Source organism: Streptomyces sp. NBC_00178 (assembly GCF_036206005.1).
In the GTDB taxonomy this organism is placed as follows: domain Bacteria; phylum Actinomycetota; class Actinomycetes; order Streptomycetales; family Streptomycetaceae; genus Streptomyces.
On the sequence record NZ_CP108143.1, the window covers coordinates 7087967 to 7104182 of the forward strand.

Sequence of the window (16216 nt, forward strand, 5' to 3'; positions counted from 1 at the left end):
GCCGCACGGCGCCGGTCGACCACCGCCACGCGTCCGCGCGGCTCCGGCCGCACCTAGCCGTTGTCGACCGCTGCTGAAGGATGACCCACTGTGAGCAGTCCTCGCATTCTGATCGCCGGAGCCGGAATCTCCGGCATGGCTCTGGCCAAGGCGCTCCTCGACCGGGGGTTCTCCGCCGACGTCGTCGAGCGGCGGGCGGAATCCGCCCAGACCCTCGGTGCGGGGATCTACCTCCCGGCGAACGCCGTCCGGGCGCTCCGGACCATCGGCGTGGGGGACGAGGTAGCGGCTCTGGCATCTCCTGTGGCCCGACAGAGCCTTCTCGATCACCGAGGCCGTCCGCTCGCCGCGTTCGACGTCGGGCGGATCTGGGGCGAGGTCGGTCCCTGTCTGGCCATCACCCGGGCCGAACTGCACCAGGTGCTGCGCAGAGCCGTCGACGGCGCGATCGTGCGTCACGACACGGCGGTGACGGAGGTGGACCGCGACGGGACCGTCACGTTCGCCGACGGAGCCACCCGCGCCTACGACCTGGTGGTCGGGGCGGACGGCATCAACTCCGCCGTACGCCGCTCCCGCTTCGGCGGCCCCGAGCCCCGGTTCCTCGGGCAGGTGTGCTGGCGGTTCATCGCCGACGACACCACGATCCCCGGCATCACGGACTGGACCGCGCGCCTGGGCGACCGGGGCAGGACGTTCCTCACGGTGCAGCTGGGGGCCGGCCGGGTCTACTGCTACGCCGACATCAACAGTGCGGCAGCGACCGCTCCGGCAGGTGACTGGCGCACGCTCTTCGCCGACTTCGGCGGCCCGGTCCCGCGCCTGCTGGAGCAGGGGGCGGACGCCCACTTCGCCGCGTTGCGCGAGAGCGACAACACGGTATGGACGCACCCGGGCGTCGCCCTGATCGGTGACGCGGCCCACACCTTCTCCCCGAGCATGGCCCAGGGCGGCGCCATGGCGATCGAGGACGCCGTGGTCCTCGCCGACTCGCTCGGGACGACGCAGGACGTCTCGGCGGCACTCGCGGCGTTCCAGGCCCGCAGGGGTGAGCGAGTCGCCTGGGTGGTCTCCCAGAACCACCGCCGCGACAAGGCCCGCAACCTTCCCACCTTCCTGCGGGACTTCACTCTCCGTCGTGCGGGGGAACGCATGTTCAAGGCCAATCACGCCCCGCTGCACGCGCTTCCGTAACCGGAGCGGAGCGGCTCCCGCCGGGCGGTCAGGCCACCCAGGTGCTGGTCATGCCGAGGACGCGGGAGCCGTCGGGGTCCGCCAGCTTCGGGGCGATGAACGTGCGCGCGGCGTCCGAGGTCTGGACCCGAACCGGCGGCTCCTGCGCGTCGAGCGCCTCGACGACCGCCGCCGCGGCGTCACCCGCCGACTGGGCGTGCGCGAACGCTCCGGCGGTACGGACCAGATAGGCGTCCAGGGCCGGGGTGTACGGCCCCATGCGCTCCAGCAGCTCGTTCCGGTCGTCGGGGATGCCCACGTTGGCGACGAACTCGCTGGCGACAGCGGCCGGCTCGACCAGCGTCACCCGCACGCCCACGGTGGCCGCGACGGGCGCCAGGGACTCCATGTACCCCTCGACCGCGAACTTGGCCGCGCAGTACGCCTCGTTGAAAGGCTGCCCCACGACTCCGCCGACACTCGTGACGGTGAGCACCCGGCCGCCGGAAGCACGAAGATGAGGCAGGGCGGCGGCGGTCGCGTTCAGCACGCCGAAGAAGTTCACCTCCATGACCCGCCTGGCCGCGTCGACCCCGTCGATCTCCAGCGTGCCCACGTGTCCGGAGCCCGCGTTGTTGACCAGCGCGTGCAGGGCTCCGTGAGCGGCGGCGACCGCCGCCAGGCACTCCGCCACCGAGCCGGGGTCGGTCACGTCCAGGCGCCGGACCTCGACCCGCTCGGTCACGCCCGCGGCGGCCGCCGCCTCCCGCAGCGCGTCCGCCTTGCCCAGATCGCGCATCGTGGCGACGACACGCCATCCGGAGCGAGCGGCGCGGACGGCGGTCTCCAGACCGATGCCGCTGGAGGTCCCGGTGATCACCACGGTCTTGTCTGTCATGAGGGCACTCGCAATCGTCAGCGCGGCCTGGGCCGCTCGGGAGGACCGCACCTCCGGCACGATGTCGGAGCAGCGATGTCCGATGGTGTCCCTTGGAGTGCACTCCAGCGCAAATCGGCGCGCCCGGCCGCCGCACCCGGCGGTGGACACAGCGCCGGGGGAGTACTCGTGCGTCCCGGGGCGGCGACCGGTTCGCCGAGGCTGTCACCCGGGCCGGAGCGGGTAGGGGTAGTTGCATGAGGCTCATGGGAGAAGGCGAGCGGCGGCCGTCGTCGGGCCGCTGGAAGGTCTATGTGCGCTCCGCGGCGGCGGTGACGGTGGCCGCTGCTGGCGGGAGCTGGGCGGTCGCCCCGGACACCCGTTGGTACCGGTCGTTGTCCAAGCCCTCGTGGCAGCCGCCCGCCTGGGCCTTCGGAGCGGTCTGGACCCCGCTCTACGCGAGTATCGCCTGGGCCGGTGGCCGAGCCCTTCTCGCGGCCCGGGCCGAGGACCGCAGGGCCCTGGCCGTCAGTCTCGGTGTCAACCTCACGCTCAACACGACGTGGGCCGTGCTGTTCTTCCGTCTGCGGAGCACGAAGGCGGGCCTGGTGGGGACCGCACTGCTCGACGTGAGCAACGCCGAGCTGATCGCCCGTACGGCACGCGCCGACCGTGCCGCCGGTCTGGCGCTGATCCCCTACGCCGCCTGGTGCGGCTTCGCCACGTGCCTCAACGCGTCCCTCACGCGGAGGAACGGGCGTTGACCGGGTCCCGGTCCAACCGCACGGCCGAGAAACTCCCACGGCACCGAGGAGGGGCCTGGGCCGGGGAGACCGCGCATCGGCCGTCGGCGAGTGGCAGGAGAGTGTCTCTTCGACCGGCTGATCAGCCGGTCGGGTGTGTCCGTCCGGTCACTGCTCACTGGAGGTCTCCGGGGCCGTGCGGGCGCTGATGCCCTCCGGTCCGCGTCGCGGGGCGCGGACCGGACCGCCCGCCCCTGTGAGAGGGGCGGACGGCCGGGTGTGCGGTACCTCGGCGCCGCGGTGTTCCCGGTCAGTCGCGGGTGAGGTGGACGGCGACGGTCTCGGTGGCGGAGACGGACTGGTCGTAGTCCGGGTCGACAGCCGTCGCGCGGGCTTCGACTTCGACATCACCACGCTGGAACGGGACGTCGCCCGTCGGCACCGCCTTGGCCGACCACGCGACCGGCGCGCCGGGTACGCAGTTCACGACGGTGGCGTACGAGCCCCGGATGAGCTTGCGCTTCTTCACCTGGGTGACATCTCCCGAGATGTCGGCCCGCACGGGCTTGTTGCAGCTGACCGAGCCGTGCAGCGTCGCCTTGCCGTTCAGAGTGCTCGCCGTGCCGTCCAGCGCCACGGCGAGGCCGAGGTCGAGGACGGCGGGAGGGGCCGGGTTGTCGATGTGCACCTCACCGCGGGCGGCGGCGGCATCTCCCTCGCAGTGCTGCTCGAAGGTCGCGTCGAGCGTCTTGACGTATCCCAGAGGACCGAACTCGACCTCTTCGATGGTGAAAGTGCCGGTGAGCGTGTTGCAGCCACGGCCGTTTCCGTCCAGCGACAGCCCCGGTCCGGACGGCTCGTTGAACGGGTGGCGGGTCGCGCCGGTGTAGGTCCCCGGAGCCAGAGCACGGCCGGCGGGCGCGGCGAGACTCAGGGACCACCAGTCGCCGCCGGCGCCGTCGACGGACAACGACACCACGCTGTTGTCGGCGTTCGCGTAGACATCGAGGTGGTCCAGCGAGGCCGTGTCGTAGGCGTAGGACTCTCCCTGGCTTATGTAGTCGCCCTCGTCCCCGCTGAAGCCGAAGGTTCCCTCGGCCACCGGAGCGGCGTGAGCCTCCCCGACCGGCAGCAGGCCGGTCGAGCCGGTGGCCAGGGCGGCGGCGAGCGCGACGACGGCGGCGACACGCGACAGACTGCCTCTGAGCACGCTGGATTCCATGTGGTCCCCCCTGGATGTCTGCAGACCCACCGGGTGATCGCCCCGATGGCGGGGTGAGTCTCGCAAAGTCCACCAATGTCCACAACTGTGTTTCTGTATACGGCAGTTGTCCGGAGGGATCAGGCCATGTGGTGTCGTAGGGCTGCCCTGGGGCGGGTTGTCGGCAGGAGGGGCAGGCTCCGGTCCACATGCCGGGCAGGTGTGGGAGCGGGGCCAGGGATGGTGGAGGTCCAGGACCCCGGCAGGAGCTTCTGGGAAGCCCTTTGCCCGGTCAGGGGACCTGGGGGGGGCGGTCACGAGGTGACATGGCCGTATCTACGCATCAGCCCAGGATGACCGTGACCCGTCAGAGGGGGATCGAGGGCTGATCACACGGTGGCGACAGGTCCTAGAGCCAGCCGCGACGTGCGGCCTGCCAGGCGAGCTGCATCCGGGTGGTGGCGCCCGCGACGGTCATGAGGTGCTGGATGTGGCGCTGGACCGTGCGGCGGCTCAGTCCCATCTGGCTCGCGATGGCCTTGTCCGTGATGCCCGCTATCAGCAGTGACAGCAGCCGCCGGTCGGTCTCACGCAGAGGTGCCGCTCCGGGGGAGTCGTCGGTGCCGCTGACCGTGCCCGAGTCGCTGACGTGCAGGGGTACGGCGTCCTCCCAGTAGCGCTCGAACAGGGCGGTGAGGGCTTCCAGGAGGCTGCTGTCGCGGAGCAACGCCGCCGTGGGTTCGACAGGGCTCCCCGCCGGTCCGCCCGGCACCAGCGGGCAGATGGCGATGGTCCGGTCGGCTACGGCGAGCCGCAGGGGAAGGTGTGGTACCGACCGGGCGACCTCGCCGGCGCCGACGGAGCTAACAACGTTGTCAACGGCGCCGTCGTCGTCGAAGAACGCACGTTCGTACAGGACGCGGTAGCGGACTCCGCGCGCCAGGGCCTCGTATTCGGCCGTGTTACTGCCCGACGGCATGGCGACGTACTGGGCCTTGCAGAACCAGAGCATCTCGTGGCGGGCGTTGTCCTGGAGCTGGCGCAGGTGCTGGCGCAGGGCCTCGGCGCCGGTGATGACCTCGATGAGCTGGCCGGCGTCCTGGCGCCGCCGGGTGCCGCGGTAACTCTCCAGCAGGTCCGTGACCGCGGCCCGCGCCTGGTCCAGGGCGTCCGCGTTGCGCTGCAGACGCGGCAGTAGTGCGACATCGGGCGGCGATGCGGTGAAATGGAGCGGCTGCCGGTCGGTGGTACTGGCGAGGCCCATGGTCGCGAGAGCGGCGAGGACGCCCTCGGCCTGCTCGTACGTGAGGCCGGTCTGCGCAGCGATCTCGTCGGCCGATGCCGTCGGAGTCGCTATCAGAAGCCGGTAGACGGTCTCCTCGACCGCGGTGAGACCAGCTGCCTCCAGCACGCAGCCTCCCTTTGGGATCCGGCCGACACGCTCGCGTCGCGCCGGCCACACATATCATTGAATATCGGACTGTACATGACCGATGCCCACACCTGCGGGGGCACGGGCACTCAGGGGCGCCCCTGGTGTGTGCCGGAGTTTGTGACGCGGCTTGCCTTCTGCCGGCCGGTCGAGTGGCGAAACGCGTCGTACGCAGGATCCGTCGGCGCCGTACGCCGTGTCACCGGTCCACAGGTGTCGCAGATGTGACATGTCGCAGATGTGACATGTCACGACTGTGCCAAGGGTGCTGCCGGGGAGCTCGCCGGCCCGTGCGCACTGGCTCCGGTGGATCACTGAGGGGGCGCCGGGTGTTCTTCGAGCCGTGAGGTCGAGCAAGAACCCTGTTCTCGGCGGTGCGTCACAGGGCCTTTATTGCACCGGTAACCGTTTGGCGGTTGCCGAAGAATCAGACGGTCCCGGTCGAACCGATTCGGGGAATCGACGAGGTGGTCGAATTCCGCCCCACCGCGCTCGCAGAAGTCTTTCCGTCTCTCTTTCGAAGAAGACCGCTGAATGCGGACTGCCGGTACGGGGCGGTCGGCGGATTCCGCCGGCCGCACCCAGCCCTTCCGGGTGGAATCGTCACCCCGCCCCCCACGGAGGGGTGACGCCCACACCACCCGGAGCCATCGGCTGTCCGGGCCGGAGGCCCGTGCCGACCGCACTTCAGAGTGCGGTACCGGTGGTGATCAGTCACCGGTCCGGCCTGTCCAGAGTGCGTCACGTCGCTGTTGCGCCACGCCGCGAGCGAACGAGGAGAGCGCGCGTACCGGTCGGTGCTCGCCCCGTCACGCAGGTGCCGGACGGGTGAACGCGCCGCGGCCCGGGACCCTTCGAGGTGATGTGCGGAGGTTTACGCCCGCATTTCCCGGGCTGCGGTGCGGCGACGCCGTTTCGCCCGATTGTGCAGGGTGGTCCGGTGTGCGGGCGAGGATGAGATTTCCTGTGCGTGTACACCCGTCCCGCTCTCGCAGGAAAAACCCGACCCCGTACTCGCTGGCGGGACGTGACGGCGTTTCGCGAAGTTCGTCGACAACGCATCACGGAGAGGTACAGCAGCCCGCTGCTGTGGATTGCGTGTCATCGCGTCGGAAGTCGTTGTCACGTCACTGAGTGGTGTGCTCCCGTTCGTGACCCGTACGCCGAACACGAGACACACGGCATCGGGTTTCAGCGCAATCTGGCGGATGTGCCCGCGCTCGCCCCCGCCGCCGGCGACAAGGCGACCTCGCATCGGCCGGCGGGCACCCTGCCCGTCCCGCATCGGCGTCGTTCGTACCACTGAGGCCGTGGCCCGGACGACAGTTGAGGGATGATCTCCCAGCTCCTCATCCGGGCCGGCGGCAGATGCGGGACGGGGCCGGGTGCCGCAGTCCGAGTGCGGCACCCGGCCCCGGGGTGCGGGCTTCCGGCGCGCAGGCCGGACGGTGACGGGGATCCCCTCGTCACCGATGTTCACGCTGCGGCGCTGTAGGCCGTGTCGATGGCGACGTCGACCCGCGGGTGCACGACGAGTGCCGCCCCCCGGGAGCCGGCGTTGTCCTCCAGCAGCCGTCGGACGGACGCGTTGTGCGTGGCGGCCGAGAAGAGCACGTCCAGGTCGGCGCAGAGCCGGTGGGCCCGAAGGACGGCGCTGGCCGTCGCGGGAGTGGCAGCGGCGTCGTCGATGACGAGGAGCACCGGCGCCGGCTGGAAGGCCCGCACGAAGTCCATGATGGTGTCGGCCAGTTCCGCCCGGCCACTGATCCCCGGGTCCTCGTGCACGGTGAGGACGAGCACATCGTGTTCACGTCTGTGGGACAGCATCCGCGACCTCCGCTTTCAGGCCCGCCGCCGGGCTCGTGTGCCCTGCGTCTGCCCCTCCCGGACCCTGTCATGCCGTGCGTTTCCTCATGCGGCCGCTTCCCCGTCCGGAGCCCTCCCCGGGCGGGGAAGGGGCGGGACCGCCGGCCGCGGTCCCGCCCCTGGCCGGATCAGCGGATGGCTGATCCGTGCGTGTCTACTTCAGGCCGAAGGCCCGGCTGATCTTCTGCGTGACGGTGTTGTCCTGGCTGTCGGCGGCGGTTGTGCGCAGGGTCACGAACTGCGCCTTGGCGGGGGCGTTGAGGTGGGTGCTCCAGCCCGCCGCGGTGCGGGTCAGCGCGGCGTGCTGCCAGGTGGTGCCGTCGTCGTAGGAGATGTCGAGGCCCACCTTGCCGATGGTGTCGGAGCGGGGAGCGCCGTCCAGGTGCGAGGGGGTGACGGTGATGGCGGCGCGGCGTGCCGTCCTGCCCGAGTCATCCATGCCCTCGACCGCGTAGTCGAGCTGGATCAGCGGCAGTACGGAGTAGGTGCCGGCAGCGGGCTGTGCCGAGGTGAATCCCCACTCGGTCCTCGTCGTGACCGAGTAGTCGTTCTCCCAGAAGGCCCGGGCATTGGCGGAGACCAGCCGGTAGGGCTGCTTCTCGGCGCTGTCCAGCGTGAGCGGGTACCGGATGCTGCCGATGGTGTCCGTGACGGAGTCCCTCAGCAGGAGCGAGTTGCCGTCGGGGAGTGTCTGGTACATCTGCACACTGTTCCGGACGTTCTGGTTGTTCAGGGTCCTGCCCACATGCCCGGGGCCGGAGTCCCCCCATCCCGGAATCACTGCCAGCACCTGATCGCCGACCCGCACCGGCACGTAGTCGTTGCTCAGCCTGGGGCGCTGGATCGGGCCGAAGTACTCCAGGTGCGAGGTCTTGCCGCTCGGATAGCGCTTCACGGAGTCGCTGCTGATCTGCAACTGCTGGTTGATGTCGGCCATCTCCACCCAGTCCGTGTCGCGCGACACCCAGTCGGTGCGCTCGGTCCGGGCCGGCGTGGGCATCACGTTGAGCGAGTAGTAGCCCTGCCACACGGCGGAACGGGACTCCATCGCCCTCGCGGGCCGGTTGCTGCGGAAGGAGACGTCCACCCGGTTGAGGTCCTTGCTCACCGGCCGGTAGGTCGGGTCCGCCGGCACCGCCGCCCAGTGCCGGCTGATGTCGTAGACGTAGTCCGTGGTGACATCCGTGGTCACCCGGAGCTGCGCACTCCGGCCGGGCTTGATCCCGGCGATCAGTTCGTTGCCCTCGTCCCTGGTCAGCGAGGCCACCGTCAGCGGAGGGGGGTTCCCCTCCTCGGTGTAGGGGCTGTCCAGGTCGGAGTCCCACGGGTTCAGGCGGCCCTCACCGTCGTTGACGACCAGGAGCAGCCGTGCGCCCGCCTTGGCGGCGTTCGCCGCCTGCTCGGCCGGGCCCACCGCATCGCTGCGCCGGACCACGGCGGCCTTGCCCAGGGCGCCCAGCTTGGAGTAGGCCTTCGCGCCGCCCTCACCGGCGTAGACCACTCTGGTCGGCCACGTCCCGGCCTTGAGCTGGGTCCGCCCGCGGGCGACGATCATGTCGTCGAAGTCGCGCGTGCCGTACGACACCGCCAGAGACGGCTCGACCAGGCGCCAGTTGCCACCGAACCCGAAGGTGCCCGTGGTCACCTGCTTGTTGGGCAGGGCCCAGACGCTGTCGAAGCCCTCGGGCTGCCACCGCTGCATGAACAGCGAGGTGCCGTTGTCGAAGGCGCGGCTCACGTCGAGCCGGATGTCTGCCGGAGTGCTCGCCTGCGGGGTCCGCACCGAGACCGGCTTCGCCTTGGAAGCGTCCAGCAGTACCGAGGTGGCCTTGGTGACCTCGACCTCGGGAACGGTCAGGAGCGCCTTGCCCTTCGAGTGCGCCCCGTGGGTGCCCTGGACATCGGCCTCCAGGCTCACGAAGTACTTGCCGGCGGGCACCTCGACCTTGCCGGTGCCCGACTCGTCCAGCAGGAGGGGGCCCATGAAGGCCTTCTCACCGATCAGGTACACCTCACCGCCCAACGGGTGCCCGCTGCGGTCCTTGCCGCCGATCGTGAGGGTGAAGCGCGGAGCCCGCACGTAGGCGCCGATCACCGTGTGGGCCAGCAGAGCGCCCGAGGGGCCGGTGGCGAGGATCTGACCCGAGGTCATGGTGTCCCGCTTCACCAGGTCGAAGGCGGTGGTGAGGGTGACCTCGGCGCTGCCGTGGGCAGGCACGGTCACCTGGCGGGCGGACAGCGTGAACGCTCCCTCGCGCGCGCCGGGCACCTCGGTCGCCAGGTCCAGGGTGACCGGAGCGTCCGCGGTGTTCGTGTAGGTCACCTTCTTCTCGGACCTGTCGCCGGCCGGCGCCGACGGGTCCCTGTAGCCGCCGTACACGGTGCCGGTGGCGAACACCGTGTTCTTCACCGCGGCGGCGACGTCGAGTCGACCGCTGCCGCCCTCGTAAGGGGTGTACCGGGGCGTCCTCTTCGTGCTGCTGACAAGAGCGTGCTTGAGCTGCTGCCCGGTCCAGTCGGGGTGCGCGTGGGCGAGCAGCGCCGCGGCTCCGGCCACGTGCGGTGTGGCCATGGAGGTCCCGCTCAGGGTCTGGTAATAGCCCGAGCCGTCCTCGGCGTACTGCGAGCGGGCCGCCAGCACATCGACGCCGGGAGCCGTGAGTTCGGGCTTCAGACCGGCGTCACCCTGGCGGGGGCCCGTGCTGGAGAAGTCGGCGAGGGTGTCGGAGGTGTCCACGGCACCGACGGTCAGGGCGGCGTCGGCGACGCCGGGTGTCAGGACGGAGTGCGGGCCCGCGTTGCCCGCCGCGATGGTGAAGAGCGCACCCGTCTCGGCACTGAGCGCTTCCACGGCTTCGCTCAGCGGGTCGCCGCCGGCGCCGGGTTCGGCGCCGAGGCTCATGCTGATGACCTTGGCGTGCTGCTCGCGGGCGGCCCACTCCATACCGGCCAGGACCCAGGAGTCCTGACCGCTGCCGTCGTCGTCCAGCACCTTGCCGACGTGCAGGCGGGCACCGGGCGCGACGCCCTTCTCCTTGCCGTCGGAGGCGGCCCCGCTGCCCGCGATGGTCGAGGCGACGTGGGTGCCGTGGCCGTTGTGGTCCTCCACGCTCCGGCCCGGCACGAAGCTCGTGCTCGCGGCCAGCTGCCCCGCGAGGTCGGGGTGCTGCGTGTCCACACCGGTGTCCAGTACGGCGACGTCGACACCCTGGCCGGTGTCACCGCCCGACCACACCTGAGGTGCGCCGATCTGCGCCGTGGTGTCGGCCAGAGCGGCCTTGACCTTCCCGTCGAGCCACACCTTGGCGATGCCGGCGCGCAGTTCGGGCTCGGAGCCCTTGCGGCGGCCGTTCGCCGCTCCCGTCCCGCCGGTGAGGGACTTCCAGAAGGTGGCGGCCTTCGACCGCGACGCCGAGAGCGCCGCGCCCTGGATGCTGCTCAGGGAGAGCGTCCTGCTGGCGCCGGCGGGCACGGCTTGGGTGCGCGCGCGGGCGGCGGCGTCGGTGTAGGTGACGATCAGCGGAAGGCTGTCACGCCGGTCGTCCCCGTAGCCGTCCGCCAGCAGGCGGGTGATGTTGAAGAGCTCGCGGTCGAGCTTTCCGGCCGCGACGTACCGGAGGGCGTCCGCCGGGTACATGTAGGTGTTTCCGGCGGTCGTGTAGGCCGTCACGCCCGTCGGCCGGCCGTCCGGGCCCTGCACGGAGCGGGTGACCTTGCCGTCGGCGCCGGTGCTGACCGTCACCTTGTCACCCGTGACCAGGGTGACGGTGTGTGAGGACGGCTGGTGGACGGTGCGGGCGGGCAGCCGCGGAGCGGCCTGGCCGGCGGGCGTCACGGCGCCGGCCGGTACGACACCCATCGTCAGGGCGGCGATCGCGGCGAGCGCGACCGGACCTGGTCTGGATATGGGAACGCTGGGCACATCTCCTCCTGAGAAAGACCGTGGAACGCTCCTGATGATCGGACAGAGAAGGTGTGAGATGGCTGTCCACGCATGTCGCCTTGCGGCCATGACCCATCTGCGTCATCGCCGGCAGTTCACGTAAGGGACATCTCAGGTGTGTGCGGGGTACCCCGGATGCGGCGATCAGGGTCCGGGGCGGTCCTCAGGACTCCGGCACCACACGTGTGCCGACCGCTCCCGAGAGGGTCGGAGAGGGTTCTCCGGACATGTGGCCGGACGCAAGCACGCGGAGGGGCGGGCCCGCCGCGGCGGCGCGGAGTCCCGAGACACGGCGTCCGCCGCCGGGGCGGAAGGGTGGGGCCCGGCCGATGACGCGGCCGGGCCCCGGAGTTGCTATCGGAGTGTACGGTCAGCCAGACGCTCGCTCGCGGGCGTCACGGCACCCTCCATGGACCTCAGTGGTGCTAGAAGTGGCGGGCGAGCCCGCGCTGGACCGCACCCGCCATCGCGCTCTCGCCGGCGGCGTTGGGGTGCACGGGCGCGGCCGGGGTCTCCGGCGCGAACGTCTCGATCCACCGGTTGGCGACCGGCTGGCAGAGGTCGTGGCCGATGGTGGGCTTGTAGGTGTCCACGTACTGCGCCCCGTTCCGGTGCGCCTGACGGGCGAGCATCTTGTTGAGCTCCTTCTCCTTGTCCCGAAGGTAGGAGAAGTCGCCGGCCGCCAGGGGCACCTTGGCGCTCGTGCAGCCGACGCCGTCCTCGGGGAAGAGGTCGGGGTAGCCGACGACCACGACGCGGGCGTGCGGAGCGCGGCGGTGGATTCCGCGGAGCACCTTGGCGACCTTCGGGGCCGCCTGCTCGATCGAGCCGGTGACCGCGTCGGTGCCGCTCGCCGTGAAGTACGCCCGGCAGGGGGCACCGGCCGGGTCGGCGGCGGTGACGTGCGCGCAGGTACCGAGGATGGTCGAGAAGCCGATGTCGTTGCCGCCGACGGTGACGGTCACGAGGTCGGTGCCCCGGTTCAGCGCCTCGAACTGAGCGGGCACCGCACCCTGTACGGATGCCATGTTCGCGGTGGTCGCTCCCGAGCAGGTGACGTCGGTCAGCCGCGCGGACTTCGACCGGGCCACCAGCGACGGGTAGTTGTTGTCGGACCGGAGACAGGTCGGGTCGACCTGGCCGGGGACCATCGGGGCGGAGGCGTACGAGTCGCCGAGGGCGACGTAGTCCACGTGGTGCCGGCTGTCCGTAGCGGCGCCGGCCGAGGTCGCCCCGGCCGTGACCAGTGCCGCCCCGGCGGAGAGCAGCGCGGCGCCCACGGTCACGGCACGCGCGGTGCGGGAGGCGGTAGACAGTCTCTGCAAAGCTTGTCCTCTCATGGTCGGGCCGCCTGGGCGGCCCTGGAATGCCGGCCACGGGCCGGTCCGCCGCATGGACGGTCCGGTGAAATGGCCCGGGCTGTGTCCGCCTCGACGGGCACGCGACCGCTGACGCATGTGTGCAGGGGCCACGCGCAGGAGGCGTTCACCCTTCACACGTATGGACTCATGAGTAGGTGTCAGGTCTTTTTTATAACGACTTGGTGCCTGTCGGCCGCCCTGCCCGATCCGCCCTCCGGCCGACAACCGGTGAGCCCGGGCCGGTCAGACGCCCGCGAGTACACGGCTGCCCGAACACGCACGTTCGGCCCGGGCACGCGTCGGGGCCTGCCCCTGATCTCCCGGAATCCCCACCGCCATATGGGGCGGAGAAGAGGGCTGCTGCCGCCGGATGAGGGGACCGTTCAGCTCGCGGCGGGGAGAGCGGTGACGGTGTTGCGCGGTTCCCGCCCGTCGGCGAGACGGTGCAACTGGTCGCTGAGCAGCCGCTTGACCTGGGGCACGAACGCGGTCGTGAACGCGCCCGCGTGCGGGCTGATGAGGACGCCCGGCGCGGTCCACAACGGATGCCCCGCGGGCAGCGGTTCGGGATCGGTCACGTCGAGGGCGGCCCGCAGCCTCCCCGTCCGGACTTCGGTGAGCAGGGCTTCGGTGTCCACCACCGCACCACGTGCCATGTTGACGAGGAGGGCGTCGTCCTTCATCACGGCCAGGAATCCGGCGTCGACCAGGTGGTGCGTTCCCGCGGTCAGCGGCACCGAGAGGATCACCACGTCCGCCTTCGGCAGCAGGTCACCCAGGGCGGAGGGCGAGTGGACCGGACCGCGCTCGGACCAGCGCGCCCGGCCGGCCACGCGTTCCACCGCGCATCCGAAGGGGAGCAGCCGTTCCTCGATCGCCGTACCGATCGATCCGTACCCCACGATGAGGACCGTGGCGCCGAAGAGGGAGGGGCGGACGCCTTCCTGCCAGCGGCCCTCGGCCTGGTTGCGGACGAAGTCCGGCACCCCGCGCAGCGCTGCCAGCGTCAACGTCAGCGCCATCTCGGCCGTGCTGCCGTCGTGCACACCGCGGGCGTTGCACAGCACGACGTCCGGCCCGAGGTGGGGGAGCAGGTAGTCGACGCCCGCGCTGAGCGCCTGCAGGACGCGCAGTCGGGGCATGTGCGGCAGCGGCGCCAGGATCACGGCGCTGTCCTTGGTGATCGGGGGTGCGTAGAAGGAGACCAGGGCCGGATCGGTGGGGTACTCGCCGCGGCCGTCCCAGTGCGCGTAGTCCAGGCTGTCCGGGAGATCCTCGAACTCCGCCTCGGGTACGGGAAGCCAGGCGAGCGCCCGTTCGCCGCCGTGGCGGCCGGTGGAGGCGCTGTTCAAGGGCGTGACTGGGCTCACAGTTCTTCCATTCCTCGGATGCTTGGCGCGGCCGGACTCCGGCGGACGGCATCGGCCGGCGGGAGTCGCGGCTCCCGGCGCGGGCCGTCGCGGCTGCGACGCGTGAGGCGTACGCAGGATCCTGCGGATGTCCAATATAATATGGTTGGTCGTCTTGGATGGGAGCGGTCCGGCATGTGGTCGCTCACACGTGTCCGTCTCTCGTGGAACACGCATCTGCCGGTAGGCCGGGCTGCACGACAGTGCGGCGCGCGGCCACGCGGGGCCCTGTGGCGGGACTCACGTGAACGCTTGTCCACTTCGACCCCGTGAACGGTGTGGGTGATCGGATACCGGTGGCGGCGAGCCGGACGACACCCCGTGAAGGGCGACAGGTGGTGAAGCGGTGAGCGAGCGGACTCGGGATGCGACGGCTGGTGTGCCGGGCGACTGTCTCCCCGGCCTGGCGGGCCCGGACGCGGGACTGCCGCGCGTGCTCGCATGCTTCGAGCACGCGGGCCACCAGGACCCGACCGCGGCCTGGGACGCCTTCACCCGGACCTGGAACTGGGCGGCGCCGCTCGCGGCCGCCTTCCCCGTCACCGTCGACGGAGCGGGCCCGGTCGCCCGCGCCGTGCCCGGCGGGTTCGCCCTCTCGGGCCGATGGCGTCCGCCCACGGGCGACCGGACCGACTGGGTCGCCGTGCCAGTCCCCACGGTGCGCCGGCAGCGGCGTACGGGCGTGGGGGAGGACGGCCGGGATCTCTTCGTCCTTCCGGAGAGGACGCTGCCGCGCGCCCTGCCCGGCGGAAGCGGTGAGCCGGAACACGCGGCCACGTTCGAACTGACCGACGCCTTCGTGCCCGCAGGCCTCGCCACGCGTGCCGCGGGTACCGCCCTGCGGGTCGAGGACACGCTCTTCCTCCGTACCGCGGTCACGGCGATGGCCCTCGGCGCGGCCCGCCGGGTGACCGACGCCCTGGCAGGCCTCGCGCCGGACGTCCCGGCCGATGCGGGCCCGGCGGCCTTGTCACCGCCCGCCTCGGCGGCCGAACTGGCCGCCGTGCTGCACGACGAGCGAACGGCTCTGGCGGCGGCGCTGCGAGGCCTGCCGGACAGCGGGGAGGTGGACTCCTCGGCCGCCGAGGAGTCCGCGGTGACTCATCTGACTCGGGTCGGCCCCATGGTCCGCCACGTCGTCGTGGCCGCGTACGAAAGGGCACTCCCGTCGGCCGGGCACCACGAGGGACAGTCACTGGTGCACATGGTCGAGGGCACCTCACCGATACTTCAGTGCATGCGGTTCGCAGTGGAGACACTGCCGCCGCTCGGCAAGACCACCACGCGGAAGGCGCAACACGGTGACGAACGTCGCATATCAGGGTGAACCAGGATCGAATTCCTCGACCGTCGCCAGAACGCTGTACCCGACGGGCAGCGAACTCCCCTTCACGGCGTTCGACCAGGCCCTCGACGCCGTCACGCTGGGTGCTGCCGACGTCGCGGTGATCCCGGTGGACAACTCCGCCGCGGGACGCGTCGCCGACGTGCACCACCTCCTGCCGGAGTCCGGGCTCTTCATCGTCGCCGAGCACTTCCTGCCCATCCGCTTCGACCTCATGGCCGTGCCGGGCACATCGCTCGACCAGGTGGAGGTCGTACGCAGCCATGTGCACGCGCTGGGCCAGTGCCGCAAGGTGCTGCGCGAGGGCGGTTGGCGCACGCTCGTCTGCGACGACACGGCCGGGGCGGCGCGCGAGGTGGCGGAGCTCGGCGATCCGCGGCACGCGGCCCTCGCCCCGCCCGCGGCGGCAGCGCTGTTCGACCTGGTGACGCTCCGCGCCGGGGTCGAGGACGACCCCGACAACACCACGCGTTTCGTCGTGCTCTCCCGGGAATCCGCCACGCCCCCGTTCACGGGCGAGCCGACGATGACGAGCCTGTTCTTCTGCGTGCGGAACATCCCGAGCGCCCTCTACAAGGCGCTCGGTGGATTCGCCAGCAGCGCCGTCAACCTCACCAAGATCGAGAGCTACCAGATGGGCGCCGGCCTCAACGCCAGCCGGTTCTACGCGGAGATCGAGGGCCACCCCGACGAGCCGAGGGTCGAACTCGCCCTCCAGGAGCTGGGCTTCTTCTCGACCGAGGTACGCGTCCTCGGCGTGTACCCCGCGCACCCGCACCGTTTGAACGGACGTGCCGGCTGAGCGGCGCGGGGGGCGACGTGCGGCGTGCGGCCGGCCGGGTACGGAGCCGGTCCGCCGCTCAGCG

11 protein-coding genes are annotated in these 16216 nt (G+C 71.2%); 4 read left to right on the plus strand and 7 right to left on the minus strand.

Translation table 11 applies throughout. The annotated features are described in order from the left end of the window. Nucleotides 1-90: 90 nt before the first annotated feature. Entirely contained in the window at nt 91-1194 is a 1104-nt protein-coding gene (locus OHT61_RS31235) for an FAD-dependent monooxygenase (RefSeq protein ID WP_329042818.1), read from the plus strand. 28 nt (nt 1195-1222) lie between these two features. Here OHT61_RS31235 and OHT61_RS31240 read toward each other — a convergent pair whose 3' ends face one another. Next, the gene (locus tag OHT61_RS31240) at nt 1223-2071 is read right to left on the minus strand and encodes an SDR family NAD(P)-dependent oxidoreductase (protein ID WP_329042819.1); all 849 of its coding nucleotides are present in this window, start codon (nt 2069-2071) and stop codon (nt 1223-1225) included. A gap of 236 nt (nt 2072-2307) precedes the next feature. Here OHT61_RS31240 and OHT61_RS31245 point away from each other — a divergent pair, with 236 nt between their 5' ends. Beyond that, nucleotides 2308-2814, plus strand: coding sequence for a TspO/MBR family protein (locus OHT61_RS31245; protein WP_329042821.1), 507 nt, complete (start codon nt 2308-2310; stop codon nt 2812-2814). A gap of 289 nt (nt 2815-3103) precedes the next feature. Here the strand turns inward: OHT61_RS31245 and OHT61_RS31250 are convergent, their stop codons facing one another. The 6 genes from OHT61_RS31250 to OHT61_RS31275 all read right to left on the minus strand — a co-directional run bounded on the left by OHT61_RS31250 (nt 3104) and on the right by OHT61_RS31275 (nt 13966). After that, nucleotides 3104-4003, minus strand: a complete 900-nt coding sequence (locus OHT61_RS31250) for a hypothetical protein (RefSeq protein WP_329042822.1) — start codon at nt 4001-4003, stop codon at nt 3104-3106. Nucleotides 4004-4403: 400 nt separating this feature from the next. Continuing rightward, nucleotides 4404-5405, minus strand: coding sequence for a helix-turn-helix domain-containing protein (locus tag OHT61_RS31255; protein WP_329042823.1), 1002 nt, complete (start codon nt 5403-5405; stop codon nt 4404-4406). A 1497-nt stretch (nt 5406-6902) separates the two neighbouring features. Beyond that, nucleotides 6903-7253, minus strand: a complete 351-nt coding sequence (locus OHT61_RS31260) for a hypothetical protein (RefSeq protein WP_329042824.1) — start codon at nt 7251-7253, stop codon at nt 6903-6905. Between the two features lie 193 nt (nt 7254-7446). Beyond that, nucleotides 7447-11214: a S8 family serine peptidase gene (locus tag OHT61_RS31265; protein ID WP_329042825.1), complete on the minus strand. Its 3768-nt coding sequence runs from the start codon at nt 11212-11214 to the stop codon at nt 7447-7449. 446 nt (nt 11215-11660) lie between these two features. Continuing rightward, nucleotides 11661-12560: an SGNH/GDSL hydrolase family protein gene (locus OHT61_RS31270; RefSeq protein WP_329042827.1), complete on the minus strand. Its 900-nt coding sequence runs from the start codon at nt 12558-12560 to the stop codon at nt 11661-11663. Nucleotides 12561-12979: 419 nt separating this feature from the next. After that, nucleotides 12980-13966 (minus strand): 2-hydroxyacid dehydrogenase, encoded by a 987-nt coding sequence (locus OHT61_RS31275; protein WP_443049592.1) that lies wholly within the window; start codon nt 13964-13966, stop codon nt 12980-12982. A 385-nt stretch (nt 13967-14351) separates the two neighbouring features. Here OHT61_RS31275 and OHT61_RS31280 point away from each other — a divergent pair, with 385 nt between their 5' ends. Beyond that, nucleotides 14352-15332: a hypothetical protein gene (locus OHT61_RS31280; RefSeq protein ID WP_329042829.1), complete on the plus strand. Its 981-nt coding sequence runs from the start codon at nt 14352-14354 to the stop codon at nt 15330-15332. After that, nucleotides 15307-16152, plus strand: coding sequence for a prephenate dehydratase (locus OHT61_RS31285; RefSeq protein ID WP_329042830.1), 846 nt, complete (start codon nt 15307-15309; stop codon nt 16150-16152). Before OHT61_RS31280 ends, OHT61_RS31285 begins: the two co-directional genes overlap by 26 nt. Nucleotides 16153-16216 lie beyond the last annotated feature (64 nt).